Genomic DNA, 15887 nt, shown 5'->3' on the forward strand with positions numbered 1-15887 from the left:
TTGCGTGCGTCCTAGTGACCGTGGCGTTCGCGTTCGATGCGGGCGCGCTGATCGATGCGGCGGATGATGTCGTCAGCGAGGCGATTGGCGAGTGCTGGATCGAGCGTGGTCGCACACACCGCGCTGGTCGTACTCGGCTGCGCCGCCGAGGTATCCGCAGCAACTGGCGTCGAGTGGGCCGCGGGTGCGCGCGCCATCGATCGGCGAAATGTTTCACGCGACGTCGATGGAAGCGATGCGTCGCCTGCTGCGCTCGATGCGCCGGAACGCGCGCGCCACACGAGGTCGACGGGCCGCTTGGTCATCAATGCTTGCAAGCGTCGCGAAACGGATGACGCGGAGAAGTCGAGCGACGCGGGCGTTGAATCGCCGGACATCGCTACCGATGCGCGTGCCCGTCCGATTCCTCGGTTCTCGGTGGATGCCGCGCGGAAAGTCGGGATCGGGCGGATGGGTGCATCGCTCGCCCGCACGGGATTCAAGCCGGTACGACGAAAACGCAATCCGGTTGCCTTGCGAGCAAGGCGCGCGGCTCGTGATCCGAACCCGCTGCCCTCGTTGCCCGCGGCAGGGCCAGCAAGATCGCGACCGGCGTCGACGCCGCGCTCGGCAGGCGCGCCGGCCCGCGATCCGCGACGCGCGAACGACAACGTGGCGAGCGGCCAGAGGTGACGCAACCCGCGTGCAGACGCGGCCGCCGTGTACGCAGCGGCATTCGTAGTCGCGGTATTCATCGCCCCACTCCTCGCACCCACTGCGCGCGCGGCGGCTGGGCTCGCTGTCGCTGCCGAACGCGCAGTGGCCGAACGACGCACGAGTGTGTGCCCGGTGTCCTGATTCGGCCTATGCAGCACGCGCGCAGACGGGCTGCCGAACTTATCCGTGCCAGCGCGCCCAGATGCGGCGCTCTCGCGCCGTGACAACGTGCGACGGAGCCGCCCGTCAGTGGCCGGCAACACGGCTCCGCGCGAGCCACTTTGCAAGCGCGCATCGCCTGGCGCGTGCGCAAAGTGAAAGTGCAGATGAAAGTTTGAAACCCACGCCCGAGCCGGCGCCGCTGCGCGCGCTTCGACGGCCATCCGCTCGCGTGCCCGCCCTCGCCAGCGCAATAGCACCGGCGCCCACCGCGCACGACCGTGTCCGGCCTGCTTCGGACCGTGCCCGTTTTGCGCAGGCCGAGCATCCTTCGCAATGCGCGCGCCCGTGCCGCCGTGCAGGCCCATCGGCCCGCACACGCCATCGAGCGCACCAATCGACAATGCCGCTGCCTTCGCGGGGAATCTCATCGCCCGCCATGCACGCATTTTTTTCGTTGCGCGTTTCACGACGCCTTCCTCAAGCCGTGGTGAGCCAGCTCCAGCGTCTCCATCACCACCTGCGATTCCTTCGCATCGAGATCGGTGCACGACCACTTCACCGGTAGCGCGTTCTCGATCTGCCATGCCCACGCACGGTTGTTCCCTTCATCCTGCAGCCGCACGCGCACCGTCTTGCGGGTGACATCGCCATCGGCCGCCGCAAGCGCCCATTTCCACAAGTCGTCGAGTGCGAGCCCGCGTTCGAGAATCACCACCGGGTAAGAAACTTGAGTCAGCAGCTGGTGCTCGTACTCGTTCACGCCCCCTTCCCGGTACGGCTCATGCTTCACCTCGCGCGAAAGGCCTTTCACGCGCAGGAATGCGCCGCTCGTGATCCCGTCGATCTCGACGAGATACCGAAAGCCTCGCAGTGGGTCTTGGCGTGCCATCGTTGCCTCGGCTCAGATTTCGAACGGATTCGGTGGCGTTCCATCCAGCGCGCGATTGATCGCGGAAATCTCGCGACACCAACGCCGGCGCTCCCGATGTTCGAGCTGCATGAGGTCGCCGGGGGACCAGTGAAAGTGGTGAGCAATGAAGGCCATCTCCTCGTACAGCGACTTCACGGGATAGGCCCTCATGCTTCCCCCAGGGTGGTCGCCCTGCGCAGCGAGGAGCCGTTCATCCTCGCCGCGGCCGAGGGAAGCGTGTCGGTCTCGTCCGCCGAATTCAGCTCTTCATAGAGCCGCTGCAGATATGCGAGATCCGACGCGAACAGTCCTTCGACGATTCCTGTATGCACTTCTGGCAACTGTCCGAGGCGGACAATCACGCGCGCCAGCACGATGACCGCGAGATACGCGTCGTTCTGCTGCACTCTTGGATCGCGCAGCGGAAGAATCTCATCCGCCGCTGTCGCGAGGCGCATCACACCGCGTCGGTGCAAAACGCCCTGCTCGTCGACATATCCTTTCGGCAACTCGAACTCGACTTCGGTTTGGAATCCCAGCGGTGATTTCGTGCTCATGGTGGCGCTCCTTACTTCACACGCTCGATGCCCTCGTTAACGAGTTCGAGCAGCTCGATCAGCACCTCATTGCCTTTGGCATTGAGGTCCGTCGGGTCGTACTTGATGGGCCACGCCTCGCTCACGACAAAGCGCGCCGCGTCCTGACCCGCCTCGTCCTGGACGGCGATGACGACCTTCTTGCGCTTCGAGGTGACCTGGCCGGACGAGACGTCCTGGTGCCACTTGTAGAGATCGAGCGCATTGGCGCCGACGAACAGACCCCACTTCAGCGTGATGTTGCCGTACTTGGTCAGTCCCGAGAGCTTGCGCACGTGCGGCGGATCGGTGCCGTCGCGATAGTCGACGGCATCGATCGTCGTCTCGCCGATCATGACCTCACTGAAGGCGGCCTGCGTGATGGAGTCGATCTCGAGCCGATAGCGAAAATTTCTTAAGGGATCGATGCGTGCCATGGCTTGCGACTCCTAGTTCTGGGCTTCGGCGGTGTTCTGGAAAATGCGGAAGATGACGAACTCCGCGGGCCGCACCGGCGCGATGCCGATCTCGCAGATGAGACGGCCGTTGAGGATGTCATCCTGCGTCATCGTCGTGCGATCGCAGGTGATGAAGAACGCTTCTTCCTCCGTGCGGCCGAACAGCGCGCCGAGACGCCACTGCGTACGCAGAAACAGGCGAATCGTGTCGATGACACGCGCCCACAGGCGATCATCGTTCGGCTCGAACACCACCCACTGCGTACCCTCGTAGATCGATCGCTCAAGGAAGATGAAGAGCCGCCGCACGCTCACGTATTTCCACAAGGCGTCCGACGTCAGCGTGCGGGCACCCCAGACACGAATCCCGCGCTCCGCAAACTTGCGAATAGCGTTCACGGCGCGCGGATTCATGTTGTCCTGGTCGTTGTCGTTGATGTCGGCCAACAGATCATTCACGCCGCGCAGGATCTCGTTGGCCGGCGCCTTGAACACGCCCCGCTCGGAATCCGTTCGCGCGTACACCCCGAGCACGTGGCCACCCGGAGGCACAAGCTTGCGCGCGCCCGTCGCCGGATCGGAGATCGCGATCCACGGGTAGTAGAGCGCGGCGAACTGCGTGTCCTGTACGGCGCTGCGCGGCTGGAAGTCCGTGCCGTTCACGCTCTTTTCCGGATCGACCACTGCGAACCGAAACCGCAGCTTCTCGCAATGGGTGATGACCGCCCGGTTCACTTCTACCGACTGTCCCGGCGCATACACGAGCGCGACATCGCGATACGGATCGAGCTCGAGCGCGGCGAGGCCTTGCGGGTTCGGCCGGTTCGGCGCCACCGCCAATCCGTTGAAGTCGGCGACATCGATGGGGTTGCCGTCGAGGCCACCCGTGGCGAGCTGCAGGAGCTGTTTTGCGGGAAGGGCGTTCGCCGGCCCGCCGGTCTTGTTCACTTCGATGAACGCCGAGTTCTCGAACAGCCGCTTCTGCCAGTAGTTCGGCGACCTTTCGTCCGCATCGAGATCGTCGAAGGCTTCGCTGGCCGTGGGGAATGGCGGCTTGGTGGGGTCGTCGAACCAGTCTTGCGGTTTGCCGATCGGCAGCGCATCGTAGTAGGCGATGCGAATCTTGACTCCAATCGCCGCCAGCGGGCTGCCCGGACCGGCAGTGGGTTTCTTTGTGGTGCTGTCCTCCACCTTCACGTAGAGACGCTTGCCCCACGATCCCGGGCCGACAGCCTTGATCTGAAAGGTGCCGAACGTCGCTTCGGCTGCGGTTGCACCGTCATCGGTGACGCGGCACACATACATGCGCTTGCCGCCGTTCTCGAAGAAGCCGCTGACGGCGTACGGCATGAATTTGCTATCGCCGAAGACGCTACCGAACCAGCGCAGATAGTCCTTGTAGCTGCTGATGAAACGGGGCTTCGTCGGTCCGCGTTCGGTTTCGCCGATGAACGCCGCCGTGCTGGTCGGCACGCCTTCGATCGGCCTGGGTCCCCGCTCGATCTCTTCGATGTAGACGCCGGGATGCAAATATTCGGGCATGGCGATATCTCCGGATTCGGATCAGCGGGCCTGGGCCTTCGGATCGCAGGTGTTCGGGCTGTTCGGCTTCGTCGCGGTTGGCGGACAGCTCTCCGGAGGCTCCGGCTCTTTCGGCTCTTTCGGTTCCTTCGGCTGTGCATGCACGCAATAGGGCTTGCAGTCGAACGGCACCGGCAGACCCGCGGTGTAGGTTGCGAGGATGTTCTGTGTCTTGTCCTTGATCGCCTGCACCGCCGCGTCGATCTCGGCGTTCGACGCCGCGAGCTGCGCCTGTGCATGGGCGAGCAGGTCGCTTGCAGGCTGCAGGCGATGCTTGGTCAGGCAGCAGATGATCTCGGGAAGCCTCTTCGGGTCCACGATATAGGGCAGCCGACCCAACAGGCGCTGGCGCAAATTGAGGATGCCGACGTCCAGGCCGCAGCAATCGTCCGGCGTGCCATCGTCGCAATGGCAGCCCGGGCCGTCGTCGTCGCCGTCGCCGTCGTCGTCGTCGTCACCGCACTCATCGGAATCCCTGCCGTCTTGTCCGGTGTCGCCGTCGTCCTTCGCGCAGCCGCAGAGCGGGATGTACTTCGGATCGATGCCCGATTCCGCCTCCCGCGGCCGGATGAACCAGTGACGCGGCAACAGCGTCATGAAGATGTCGAACAGCGCCTTGGCCGGATCGGTCGCGACGATCTTCGCCGTATCGTCGATGAGCTTCTGGTTCGCATCGAGCACATCGCCCAGCGACTTCGACGGATCCTTCCACGCTTCGAGCACGCTCTTGATGCGATCGACACGCGCCAGCAGGTGCACGACGTTGCGCTGATGCCAGTACTGCTGGTCGTACAGCGAATGTGCCTCCTGCGGCAGCCCCATGCCGGCGTCGAGATCGCTCGGCCCGTTCAGGCGGGCGTCGAGATTGCGAATCTCGACGAGTGCCTTGCACAGGTGGCAGTCGAGCACGCACTCCCAGCACGGCACGGCGCAGACCACTTTGCGGATCAGCTCCTTGATGGCCTTGTCCTGATCCGTCCAGAGCTTCGTCAGGTCTTCATGGCGCTTCGGCGTGTAGCTCGCCTGGGCGGTGACCACATCCGCCTGAATGGCGGTGAGCTCATCCACGAGCGCCTTGGCGCGCTCGGCCTTCTTGACGACGTGGTTCTGGCTCTTGATGAGATCGTCGAGACAGCTGGACGGCGTGCCGCCCGGCGGAGTCGGGCACTCGCAGTGCGTGGGGCATGGCGGCGGATCCGGAATGCCTGGAACGTCCGGCGGCTTCGGCATGTCCGCGCACGGTGTGGAGTCGGTGGGCGGCGTTTTCGCTTTGGGGGGCGCGTAGTCGGTCATGGCGTCGTTCTCCTGATCGCCGATTCGTTGCTTACAGGGAGTCCCAGGCAAAGGTCTTGTCTGTGACGCGACCCTGTGCGAGGGGATAAACGTGTTGCTTCTGTGGGCCAGTGGCGCGCTTTGCAGTGACACGGATGCTCAAGTTGCCGTCGACATCGCGTCGCGGTTCATCGGGTTCCGGGGATGAGCCGTCCGCGTGCTGCAGCCCGCGCGCGAATCGCACCATCGCCGTGAAGTCGCCGCTTGCAGTCGTGACGCGCGGCGACAGCCACGCATGCCACGTCACACCGTCATCGTCGAGCCACTCGAAGCGCATCGTCGCGCCCGAGATCGGAACACGCGGCACCTGAGGCGGCATGTTGTCGCTTTCGACGAGCCTGCCGCGGATCGCGGTATCTCCAGGTGCAAACGGATAACTCGGCAGCGGATGGAGCTGCACGCTGTGGATCGGTCGATCGAGCTGCGCGGCCGTCAGCTCGACCCGTTCGAACGGAGCCGAGAACGGGACGATGGTGAGCCCGGTGAACTTCGTCGCATCCTGCTTTACCCAGACGAAGAGCCCGCTGTGATTCACGAAGGGCTTCCCGGCAATTCCCTGCGCGATAACGTCGAGGCCTTGCGTGACACGCTCGAGCGTCACGGCATCGAGCACTTCGACGGCCAGCATGCCCTCGCGCATGTAAGCGACCTCGGGCGGTTCTCTAACGAGAAGTCGGCGTGTCATGGCGCCTCCGCGGGAAGGCCGACGCGAACGCCAGCTCTCAAACTGTCGATCACGACGGGTGGGCCGACGGCCGCAGGCAACCGCGGGTCGATCCACACCGGGCTCGCGAGATAGGCAATCGAAGTGCGGTAGTTGGCGGTCGGGAACAACGCCCAGATGCGGCTCGTCTCTTCCGTGGTCAACGGGTCGAGCGACACATGCACGGTCTCGTATCCCACGGCCGGGCCAGTGAGTTCGGGATCGAGTTGCATCGCTTGCATTGCAGCTCCGAGGATTTCAAGCAGCGCCTCTTCGTTGTCGCCGGGAGTCGTCCCGACCGTGAGGAGGTAATACAGATCGAGAGGCAGCGAGTTGCTAAAAGTGACGGCCGGCGGGGGAGGAACATCGGACGGAACTCGGTGCTCCCGATTGCGCAGGCTCGCGTTCGGCATGATTCGATAGAGAAAGAGAATCAGCGAAGCGCCGGCGACATCCGGGTCGTCCAGCGGCCCGACAAATACCTTGCCCGCACCGGCCACCTGCTCTAGGCGTTCGCGCAAAGCCTTGGTGACCCTGAGGAGCGCGTCGGCGTTCATGCGGCCTTCCGAACCCCGGCCAGCTCGAGCATGACCGCCGGCCTGCCCAGTTTTGCTAGCTCCGCGTTCGTTGCGTAAGCGACGTGCGGCAGCCCGATCGAGTCATTTGCGGCCGCCGCCACGAAAGCGGCCCGCAACGTGATCTGCCGAATGTGGCCTCCGGTGAGTTCGACCTTGCGGGCGAGTTGCCGAAACGCCGCCGCATCGAGCGTGTGCGATTTCTCCGGCAGGCAACACCGCCAGATCTCTTCTCGGGCTTCGACGTCCGGACGCGGGAAGTCGATGATGAACCGCAAGCGGCGCAGGAATGCGGCATCGAGGTTCTGACGCAGATTGGTCGTCAGAATCGCGAGGCCCTCGTAAGCTTCCATGCGCTGAAGCAGGTACGCCACTTCGATGTTCGCGTAGCGATCGTGCGCGTCCTTCACTTCACTTCTCTTGCCGAACAACGCGTCGGCTTCGTCGATCAAGAGCGCTGCCCCAGAGGCGCTGGCATCGTTGAACACACGGTCTATGTTCTTCTCTGTATCGCCGATGTACTTGCTGACGACACGCGAGAGGTCGATCCGCAGAATCTGCACGCCCAGCTGCTTCGCCACGGCGAGTGCGGACATGGTCTTCCCGGTACCGCTCGGCCCATGCAGCAGCGCCGTCACGCCGCGTCCGTAGGGAAGTTGCTCGCCGAACTTCCATCCATGCAGAACCCGGTCTGCAAAACGAACGTTGTCGACGATCTCGCGAAGCTGCTGCTTGCGATCGGCCGGCAGCACCACCTCGTCGAGCGAGAACATCGGCTCCAGACGTTCGGCTAGGTGCGACAGGCCTTCGGCGCTAACTTGCTTGCACGCCGACATGAAGGTGTCGAAGCGTCGCTCCGCAGTCGTGTTCGGTGATTGAACGCTGCGCGCCAGCATCACGGCTTGTTGGATGCCGTCGATTTGCAAGGGATGCAAAGCCAGTAGACCCCGGGCTTGTTCGGCGGCGAGTGTCGCGCCTGAGAGTTCGGCTGCTACGGCAAAGGCGTCGGCACGCGCCGCGTGTGATAGCGGTGGCCCTTCCATCAGCAAGAACGGCATCGAACCCGCCACCCGGACAATTCGCGCCGAGTCGATGCATATCACGGCCGCCCGACATCCAGTGCCTGCTATGCCAGCGAACAATGAGCGCAACGCGTGGTCGCCTTCGACCGTTCCTGCAGAGCTTGTCGCGTCGATGACCAACGGGGCTCCGGTGAGGCGTGCAGCCCGTCCCAGGCGTATGCCGCACTCCTCTATATCCGTAGCGTCCAGGTTCACGATGCGCGCATCTTCGATGCGGATGGGAGACACCCTGCGCACCTCTGCGCCGACCTCGAGCAGCGACCGCCAACTCGAAGCATCATCGCCCGCGAACAGCACCAGTTGGCCGTCGTGCTCTGCTTGCAGCAGCTCGATGAAGCCACTGACGCGAACGCGTTCTGTCTCTACATCGATGAGCATCGCTCCGGGCCATGCGGTGTGCCTTGTCACCCGACGCGCACGCGCATCGCGCGCAGGCGCATCACGCTCCCCGAGGATCCATCCCACCAGAACGGGATCGAGACGCAGCGGTTCGTCCGCCGCAGGCAAGACTCCGGTTTGCGTCTCGAAGACACGCCAGCGGATGAGGTTGCCGGTAGAGGCCAGAGCAACTCGCACACCCACGGGCTCGCCCAGCAAAGCGACGTAGAGTCCGAGTGTGCCCACTCGACGCCCGAGGTCATCCAGCAGCACCCCCATGCAACGCTGATACCTTGCGTCTAGTTCAGGGGCAAGGGCCAGCAACAACAGGCGGAACTCGAAGTGACTCAGTTCGAGGTCTCGGACCATCGATGCGAGCGGCTCGCCGCTGCCTTCGGTCTGGTTGATCGCACGAACCAGCGCCGAGTCTGCAGCCTGCAGAGAATTCGTTGCATTCGCGGTGGCTTGTTCGGGTGCGGCGTCGAGCAGCTCGACGAGTGTCGAAGCGGTGACAGTCAGACCTGGCAGGTCACCGTTGCCCCCGGCAAGACCTAGCACGGCATTGCGCAGGGTCTCGTGAATCCACTGGATGGCTGCATTCAGCAGCGCGCCGTCGCGCACCGCGGTGTCCGCCCGCCCTGTTTCAAGACAGTCGGCGCGGAGATGCGCAATCCGCCCGCGCGGACCGATGCCGGATTGGTCGACGAGTGCGCGCAACTCGCGGAGCAACTCTTGAAGGCCGAGCTGGTGGGTCGCAACCCGAACGACATCCCCGAGCGGTGCGGTGACGCGCATCACGACGCAGTCCTGGAACCGCGCAAGGTAGCGCTCCGCCGGGTCGTGAGTGTCAGCGTCGGTGCCGACGAGAATGATGCCGCATTGGCCCGTCAACGATCGCGATTCGAGCAGCGCTTCGACGTCCGACACCGTCAAGACACGTCCCGCGACGAGCGTCATGTCGTCGCGCCCTGCCACGGCGCGCGCAATCCCCTCGGCCTGGATATCCGGCGCAGTGGCGGCAACCACGACCTTCACTGGCGACATCGAACAGACCCCCGTGCTGCTTTCGAGAGTAGAGTTGTCGCAGGTGTCGGATACGCTGGAAATCCTCCTCAGGGGATCAGTGAGGACTCATATCATCGGAACCATTCGATCCTTCTGATGATCCAGATCTGTTGACCCCAAAGATGGACCGCAGCCTGGATCCAATGATCGCTGTCAGCGGCTAATTGCCGCGTCGATGCGGGTCAGCGTCCACAGAAGTGGGGAGGTCGACAGGTCGCTTGTCTGTTAAAACGCATCGAGCCGGAATCGGTAGTTCAAGTTCCGTAGGCAGCGATGTGGGAGGGGATATGCAGACCATCTGCAGGGTCATCAACATCATCCTCAGTCCGATCCTGACACTCATGTTTGCGTCCCGGTTCGCGGGGCTCGGCATCGCAGGAAGAGCCGCTGGAGACGCCGTCGGGGGCGTTGTCGCTGGACTTCTCGTTCTGGCCGTGGAACTCGGACTGACTCAGGGTCCGAAATACAGCGTCTGCCTGCGACGATGGCTGGATCCTCGAGCGGCGTTTGAAGGGATCTGGCTCCAGGACGTTCTAGGTGGTGACGACAACGCTCTGGGCGTGTTCTCACTGAACTATGAGCGCGAGAACGGTTCGTTTACCTCGACCGGTCACGCGTACTCCACGAACAGAAGGCAGTGGGCCAAGTGGCACTCAACGCACATGTTCATCGACAAGCAACAGCACAAAGCGACCTATCGTTGGGAGGGAGGTGTGCTTGGGTCGGTGCCGATTGCCGAGTCTGACAAGTCCGGGCTGACCGTGTTGGATCTGCGCAAACCGCCTACGTTCTCCCTGCCGATGACCGGTGATGGTGAGGTGTTTCACGTCGGAGAGGAACGCCGCATCAAGTTCCGGCTTCGTCGCGTGACGAAGCAGTTCCTCAAGGAATTCAGCTTGCCCTTTACAATGCGCGACCTCCGGATCGATGCGCACGACGAGGAATCGCAACTGGTCGGCGCCTTTTTCCGAATGCGCAAAGGTTCGACAAGGAGCCCCCTAGATCGAAGGTCGATCCTGTAAGGGTTAACAGTGTGAGCGAATCCACCGCCGTGATCAAATTTCAGCCGAGGCGATTGGCAGCATCGGTCGAGCACAAGTATGCGTACTTGCCAAGGCGTTCGAAGCCTCGGTTGAGCGTGCGTGGTCTCGCAGAGTGGTGCAAACCTCCGACACGAGAACAAGATGAGGGTCTGTCCCTACCATGAACATCATCGTGTTGACGCACGTGCGCTTGATGGGCGACGGGTTGGTAGCGTGTTTAAGTCCACGGCCGGAGATGAACGTCTGCGCCGTCGTAAGCGACCTTGGAGCGCTGCGACAGACGCTGGCGTCCATCCGCGCAGATCTCGTCCTGATCGACGTGACCCAGGGCGTCGACTTGTACGACGTGCGATCGATCGCCACGCAGTATCCAGAAGCGGCGTTGGTGGCGATCGGCCTTGTCGAGCAACGCCAGGAAGTGATCCGTTGCGGTCGCGCCGGCTTCGTGGGTTATGTCGCACGCGATGCGACGGTGGATACGCTCTGCAGTTCGCTGCTCGATGTCGTCCAGGGCCGGCTAGCCTGTCCGGCCGAGATCTCAGGCGGATTGTTGCGAGCGCTTTTTCGCTTACATAGCCAGACTGCGCAAGAGAATGAGGAACTGGCTTATGCACTGACACGTCGCGAACGCAATGTGTTGCAATTGATCGGGCACGGCGATTCGAACAAAGAAATCGCTCGCCACCTCGGCCTCAGTGAAGCCACCGTCAAGCACCACGTCCACAACATCCTCGGGAAGCTCAATCTTCCGCGGCGAACACAAGCGATGCGCCTTGTAAGGGACGCGCCGTGGTTGGTATCGATACCGGATAGCGCTGGCACGCCAGAGCCCACTGACCGCAGAGGCAATTCAGCATAAGGGCAAGAGAAGTGCTGCAGCCGTTAGATCGGCAGTTCTCTCGTTGCGCAAACTCACCGACTGACAAGTTGCTCTTGAGCGCCGCGCTTTTGCAGGTCCTTGCGGCGTTCTCGTGAATTCGATTCGCGGCAGGGAGGGATCCCGACCTTCGGCTGCGAACGTCAAATTCCGAGATGAACCGCTCGGCCGTCGACGAGCCCGCGTACGGCTGCTCTGGGCGGCCGCAGACATTCGCCGTGTCGACGTCGAACTTCTGCATCCAGTCGAGATGGTATGGACACCGCCCACTTTCTTGACGGCATGAAACGGCTTGAGCGGCCGGGTTAGGACCGCACAAGGGTGTGTCAAAGTTCCGCTTCCATCCTCATCTACCGTAGAACAAAGCAACTGTGTCACTCGCGCGCAGGCAAATGTGTCACCTTGGCCCTCCGGAACTGCCCTGTCGCACTGAATGCCGCATCCAGCCTTGCATTGTGCGGTCCGCGAAGCAAATTTGTCTCACTGCCGTCGGTCGGCTCGGCTTCGAAGGAAATGTGTCACCGACATCCCGCACCCGCAGGACCGTGATCGCCGCAGGGTCTGCCTCCAGGCGAAATCCATTGCGCGAAACTTGAGTGATCGAAGAGGCGTACACGGCGTTGCAGCTTCGCGCTGTAGCCCTCGATCAGGCGTGCGCCGCGGGGTCGGGCCGCCTCTACCGGCCCATGGAAACGAGCGCGGAAGTCCTTCATGGATCACAACCATAACGCGCGGCCAGTCCGCCGCACATCCACAAGGTGACGGATTTGCTTCGTTCAAAGGGAAAGTGACAGATTTGCTTCGCGGCCTTCGCGAGTAAAAAAAAGTGTCACAGCGCCGGTCGGCATCAGAGGGAAAGGACCAACGGGAGCGGTGACGAATTTGCTTTGTTCTACGGCACATCCACAATGTGACGGATTTGCTTCGTTCAAAGGGAAGGTGACAGATTTGCTTCGCGGCCTTCGCGAGTAAAAGTGTCACAGCGCCGGTCGGCATCAGAGGGAAAGGCCCAACGGGAGCGGTGACGAATTTGCTTTGTTCTACGCAATACGCACCCTGGTGATGTTGCAGAAATCGGAGAGGTTCGAATCCACGAATCTAGGTCCGGCACCTCGATACTCGCTGGCGTTGACAAGAACCTGCTGCTACTGGCCCTGGGCGGAAGCCTCGTTCAGTTTTCGTCGCAACTGGGAGCCGATCTCGCTGGCCACCTGATCCATGGCCACACCAGCGACGACCGCGGGTGGGCGTCGGCAGAGGGTCCTCTCGGTTCAGGAGCGCTTCTCCTGCAGGAGTTCATATTTGCCTTTCGCGGTTATCAGTCGGCCTTCATCGACCGCATCGTTTTGCATCCGCTCAGCGGGATGACGTTCTATGTGGGACCGAAACCGGCCACAGGGTATTGGGCGAAATCGGTGGAGTTGCTCGCCTCGGAAGTGAGTCCATGGGCGGGCTACGAGAGCTTGGGCATCTTCACGCTCAAGCCCGATCCGAAACCGCTGACGGTCCTGGCAGGCAAAGCGATGCGCTTCCTGAAGTTGCGCAAAGCTACGGCGGCGAGCGGACGACGTTTGGCGAAGTCGAAGCGATCGAAGGCAAAGGACCGCAAGGCCAGTCCATTCTGTTGGGCCCCATTGACTACAGCACGTGTGCTTCACACGCGAAGGCTGCCGGCCCAGAAAGCGCGGCCCGGCAGGAGCGGGAACCGAATAACACGCTGGCCCAGGCCGAGTTCCTGGAACCGGGGGTTGCAGTAGGAGGCGCCGTGGCGCCGGGCAATGACCAGGACTTTTTCAGGATCAAGGGCAGCGCCGGCACCCAACAACAGGCCGTGACTGTCGATGTGCACGGCCCATTTGTGACGCTGTCATGAAAGCATTTGAATTCCTCAAGCCTGCCACTGGACATCGAGCAATCATCCTGATGACGGATGGCGTTGGCTTGTCCAGTCAAACCCGGCCGCCGGTACTTGGGGACGCGACCCAAAAAGAGCATGTCCACGTTTATGTGGTCGGACTCGGTGCGGCGCTTGGAAACTTCGTCGGGCTGGCCTCAGCCACAGGTGAACAGATTCTTGTCAACACGGCCCTCGGGACCGGGGGGCGCTATCTCTACGCCTCGGATCCCCAACAGCTCACGGCCGTCTACCAGCAAATTGCGCAGGAGTTGCAAGCGCCTCCCACCTATGCCATCGCGGCCAAGGTGACCGCGGCGCCGGGCACGCTGGCGGTCAAAGCCATCGGGGAGCGCCTGTCTTCCGTCAGTGCCCCTTCCCAGGTTGAACTGGTTCTCGATGCGTCGGGATCCATGAAGCGACGTGTGGGTGGAACGTCGATGATGGACATCGCTCGACGAGTACTGTCCAGAACGGTGAGTCAGTTACCGGATGACACGCAGGTAGCACTGCGCATCTACGGACAGCGTGTACAGGAAGGACGTGCAGGCGCATGCGAAGACTCGCGCCTAGTTGTTCCGCTCGCCAAGCTCGACCGTCCGCGGCTTCTCAAGGAGATCAACGTCACACAGGCGCTGCGCACAACACCCATCGTTTATTCGCATCGCGCAGACGCCACCGGCGCCGATGCCCACCCCCGGGTTCCTGCCAGTGTATGTCGGCGGCCAGCAGGTGAGCGTCACCAATGTCGTCAACGGCGCCACGCTTACGTTCAGCCGCAACGGCATCGTGCAGTTTTCCTTTGCTTAATAGGGCTGCCAGCATCCGGTCGACCTGACGCCGCCGTTCTCTGCCGGCGAAGTCCTTTCGTGCAAGCAGCAGCTGTGCCCCGGCCTTGTCGAGAACTGGTTCTCGCGCACCCCGCGCGACGTAATCAGCCGCGGCAAATTCACCCCGATCAAGGATGTGGACAAGAGGCTTATGCGCTACATACGCCGGCACGACAAGGATCCCAAGCCGTTGAAGTGGAAGTACAGCGATCCGTCTCGCCAACACTTTGGGAGATAAACGCGACTCAGCCCACCATTGCTGCTCAGTCCAGGTCCGCCTGTCGGCTGAATTGGCTAACCTACGACTTCATGGAGGTTCCCTACCAAAATGCAAAAAACCTTCAATTCTGCATAAAGCCATCTGACCGCCCGCTCGCCACCGCGACTGCACCGAGGTTAAGGGAGACTTTGACATGCGACCTCTTACGCTCCAGATTATTCTTCTTTACTCAAGCTTTCTAGGATTAATGCATGCAACTACGGTTAGAGCTGCAGACCTGGAAGCAGCCAAACAAGGATCAGTCTTTATTGAGTTTCAGTTGATTGACTCGCAGACAGGCGAAATTACACCTGCATCTTCAAGTGGCTTTATTGTATCCCCCGCCGGTTGGATAATTACTACCAATCATCAGTTCGAACCCGATGATTGTGGGCCGACTGTCAGCCTAATCGGCTGTAAGAGTAAGAAGCTGGATGGACAACAGGTGAGAGTACGTATCGGACGATATTCACGAGATGTATTCATTGCGGACCTAGTCGACCATGAAGAAATATCGGATGTCGCACTGCTGAAAATCAAAAATCCCGACGAGAAGGGATTCGCGTTTTCGCCGCTATCCCTGTGTTCTGGTTATAGGCCCAAGTTCGCCGAAAAATTAAGGGCGATTGGCTATCCATTGTCAGGCGATGTGGCCGGGCTGGATGTCAACTTCCAGAATGACAATGCGCCCAACGGTCGATGGCATGTGTCGAGTGATTTCACACACGGTATGAGCGGGGCACCCATCCTGCGTGAGGCAACTGGAGAGGTGGTAGCGATTGTTCAAGGAGGCATTCAGAATGCGCCAGCGGTACGGTATGCAACTCCACTGGAACGCGCGACTGCGCTATTAAGCAAAGCAGGGCTGAATCCATCCGAATGCGGGCTTGCCCGATCCTCCCCAAATTCAGTCACCCTCAATTCTCTCCGCTCTCCAGGAAGTTCTGCCACTGCTATTCAAGCGCTAAGTGGATATGCTCCGCTGAGCATTGAGCACACGCAAGTCGCCTACCCGAAAGGCGCCAAAATTCGGCTGACGCTTGAGTGTCAATACGATGACAAGTCGGTTGCAATTATCTCCGGCATTTCGCTTGATCCTGTTCGCGCACAGCTGCCCGAGATTTTAGTAGCACAGAACGTAGGAGACTTCAAAGCGCTCGGTCCAACCGTTGAACGGTCCTTCAAAGTTTTACTCAAAGACGCAAAAATCGTCCAAGCAAGCCTTGTTGATATTCAAGGCAAAAGCACATCGGTCTCCCCTAAAAATCTACTTGAAACAGAATCCGGAATTTGGCCGATTCCAACGACCGTGCGATGCTTCGATCAAGAAGTCTTCTTTCTTACAATTCACGTTCTTTTAGCAGACAAAACGTCGACTCGCATAACTCCCAGGATCATCTACAATTTTGGCGGCGCAAGCCACGAGCTCAAATTGGAACCGATAATGCTAGTTGGTGTCCGGTGATC

General features: G+C 61.4%; 14 protein-coding genes and 1 pseudogene. 5 read left to right on the top strand and 10 right to left on the bottom strand.

Translation table 11 applies throughout. The annotated features are described in order from the left end of the window. Nucleotides 1–11 precede the first annotated feature (11 nt). The 10 genes from QTI66_RS31680 to QTI66_RS31725 form a co-directional block, all read right to left on the bottom strand. Entirely contained in the window at nucleotides 12–734 is a 723-nt protein-coding gene (locus tag QTI66_RS31680; protein ID WP_286564328.1) for a hypothetical protein, read from the bottom strand. Nucleotides 735–1321: 587 nt separating this feature from the next. Next, the gene (locus tag QTI66_RS31685; protein WP_286564329.1) at nucleotides 1322–1747 is read right to left on the bottom strand and encodes a phage tail protein; all 426 of its coding nucleotides are present in this window, start codon (nucleotides 1745–1747) and stop codon (nucleotides 1322–1324) included. A 12-nt stretch (nucleotides 1748–1759) separates the two neighbouring features. Continuing rightward, nucleotides 1760–1924 carry a DUF6760 family protein gene (locus QTI66_RS31690; RefSeq protein WP_286564330.1) on the bottom strand — a complete coding sequence of 55 codons (165 nt, stop codon included), beginning with the start codon at nucleotides 1922–1924 and terminating at the stop codon, nucleotides 1760–1762. An 11-nt stretch (nucleotides 1925–1935) separates the two neighbouring features. Next, nucleotides 1936–2325, bottom strand: coding sequence for a hypothetical protein (locus tag QTI66_RS31695; protein WP_286564331.1), 390 nt, complete (start codon nucleotides 2323–2325; stop codon nucleotides 1936–1938). A gap of 11 nt (nucleotides 2326–2336) precedes the next feature. Beyond that, the gene (locus QTI66_RS31700) at nucleotides 2337–2780 is read right to left on the bottom strand and encodes a phage tail protein (protein ID WP_286564332.1); all 444 of its coding nucleotides are present in this window, start codon (nucleotides 2778–2780) and stop codon (nucleotides 2337–2339) included. 12 nt (nucleotides 2781–2792) lie between these two features. Continuing rightward, nucleotides 2793–4331, bottom strand: coding sequence for a phage tail sheath family protein (locus QTI66_RS31705; protein ID WP_286564333.1), 1539 nt, complete (start codon nucleotides 4329–4331; stop codon nucleotides 2793–2795). A 33-nt stretch (nucleotides 4332–4364) separates the two neighbouring features. Next, the gene (locus tag QTI66_RS31710) at nucleotides 4365–5675 is read right to left on the bottom strand and encodes a hypothetical protein (protein ID WP_286564334.1); all 1311 of its coding nucleotides are present in this window, start codon (nucleotides 5673–5675) and stop codon (nucleotides 4365–4367) included. A 31-nt stretch (nucleotides 5676–5706) separates the two neighbouring features. Next, complete coding sequence (locus QTI66_RS31715) at nucleotides 5707–6342, bottom strand: hypothetical protein (protein WP_286564335.1); 636 nt, start codon at nucleotides 6340–6342, stop codon at nucleotides 5707–5709. Between the two features lie 53 nt (nucleotides 6343–6395). After that, the gene (locus QTI66_RS31720) at nucleotides 6396–6974 is read right to left on the bottom strand and encodes a Pvc16 family protein (protein WP_286564336.1); all 579 of its coding nucleotides are present in this window, start codon (nucleotides 6972–6974) and stop codon (nucleotides 6396–6398) included. After that, nucleotides 6971–9487, bottom strand: a complete 2517-nt coding sequence (locus QTI66_RS31725) for an ATP-binding protein (protein ID WP_286564337.1) — start codon at nucleotides 9485–9487, stop codon at nucleotides 6971–6973. The genes QTI66_RS31720 and QTI66_RS31725 overlap by 4 nt, the downstream gene beginning before the upstream one ends. Nucleotides 9488–9804: 317 nt before the next feature. Between QTI66_RS31725 and QTI66_RS31730 the strand changes: the two genes are divergently transcribed. The 5 genes and pseudogenes from QTI66_RS31730 (at nucleotide 9805) to QTI66_RS31750 (ending at nucleotide 15885) form a co-directional block, all read left to right on the top strand. After that, nucleotides 9805–10539, top strand: a complete 735-nt coding sequence (locus tag QTI66_RS31730; RefSeq protein WP_286564339.1) for a hypothetical protein — start codon at nucleotides 9805–9807, stop codon at nucleotides 10537–10539. 181 nt (nucleotides 10540–10720) lie between these two features. Beyond that, nucleotides 10721–11419, top strand: coding sequence for a response regulator transcription factor (locus tag QTI66_RS31735; protein WP_286564340.1), 699 nt, complete (start codon nucleotides 10721–10723; stop codon nucleotides 11417–11419). Between the two features lie 1462 nt (nucleotides 11420–12881). Then, nucleotides 12882–13310, top strand: a complete 429-nt coding sequence (locus QTI66_RS31740; protein ID WP_286564341.1) for a hypothetical protein — start codon at nucleotides 12882–12884, stop codon at nucleotides 13308–13310. Nucleotides 13311–14228: 918 nt separating this feature from the next. Continuing rightward, a pseudogene (locus tag QTI66_RS31745) lies at nucleotides 14229–14399 on the top strand (IS630 family transposase); the annotation flags it as partial. Between the two features lie 175 nt (nucleotides 14400–14574). Continuing rightward, the gene (locus tag QTI66_RS31750; protein WP_286564342.1) at nucleotides 14575–15885 is read left to right on the top strand and encodes a S1 family peptidase; all 1311 of its coding nucleotides are present in this window, start codon (nucleotides 14575–14577) and stop codon (nucleotides 15883–15885) included. Nucleotides 15886–15887: the final 2 nt, after the last annotated feature.

Source organism: Variovorax brevis (genome assembly GCF_030317105.1).
Taxonomy (GTDB): domain Bacteria; phylum Pseudomonadota; class Gammaproteobacteria; order Burkholderiales; family Burkholderiaceae_C; genus Variovorax; species Variovorax brevis.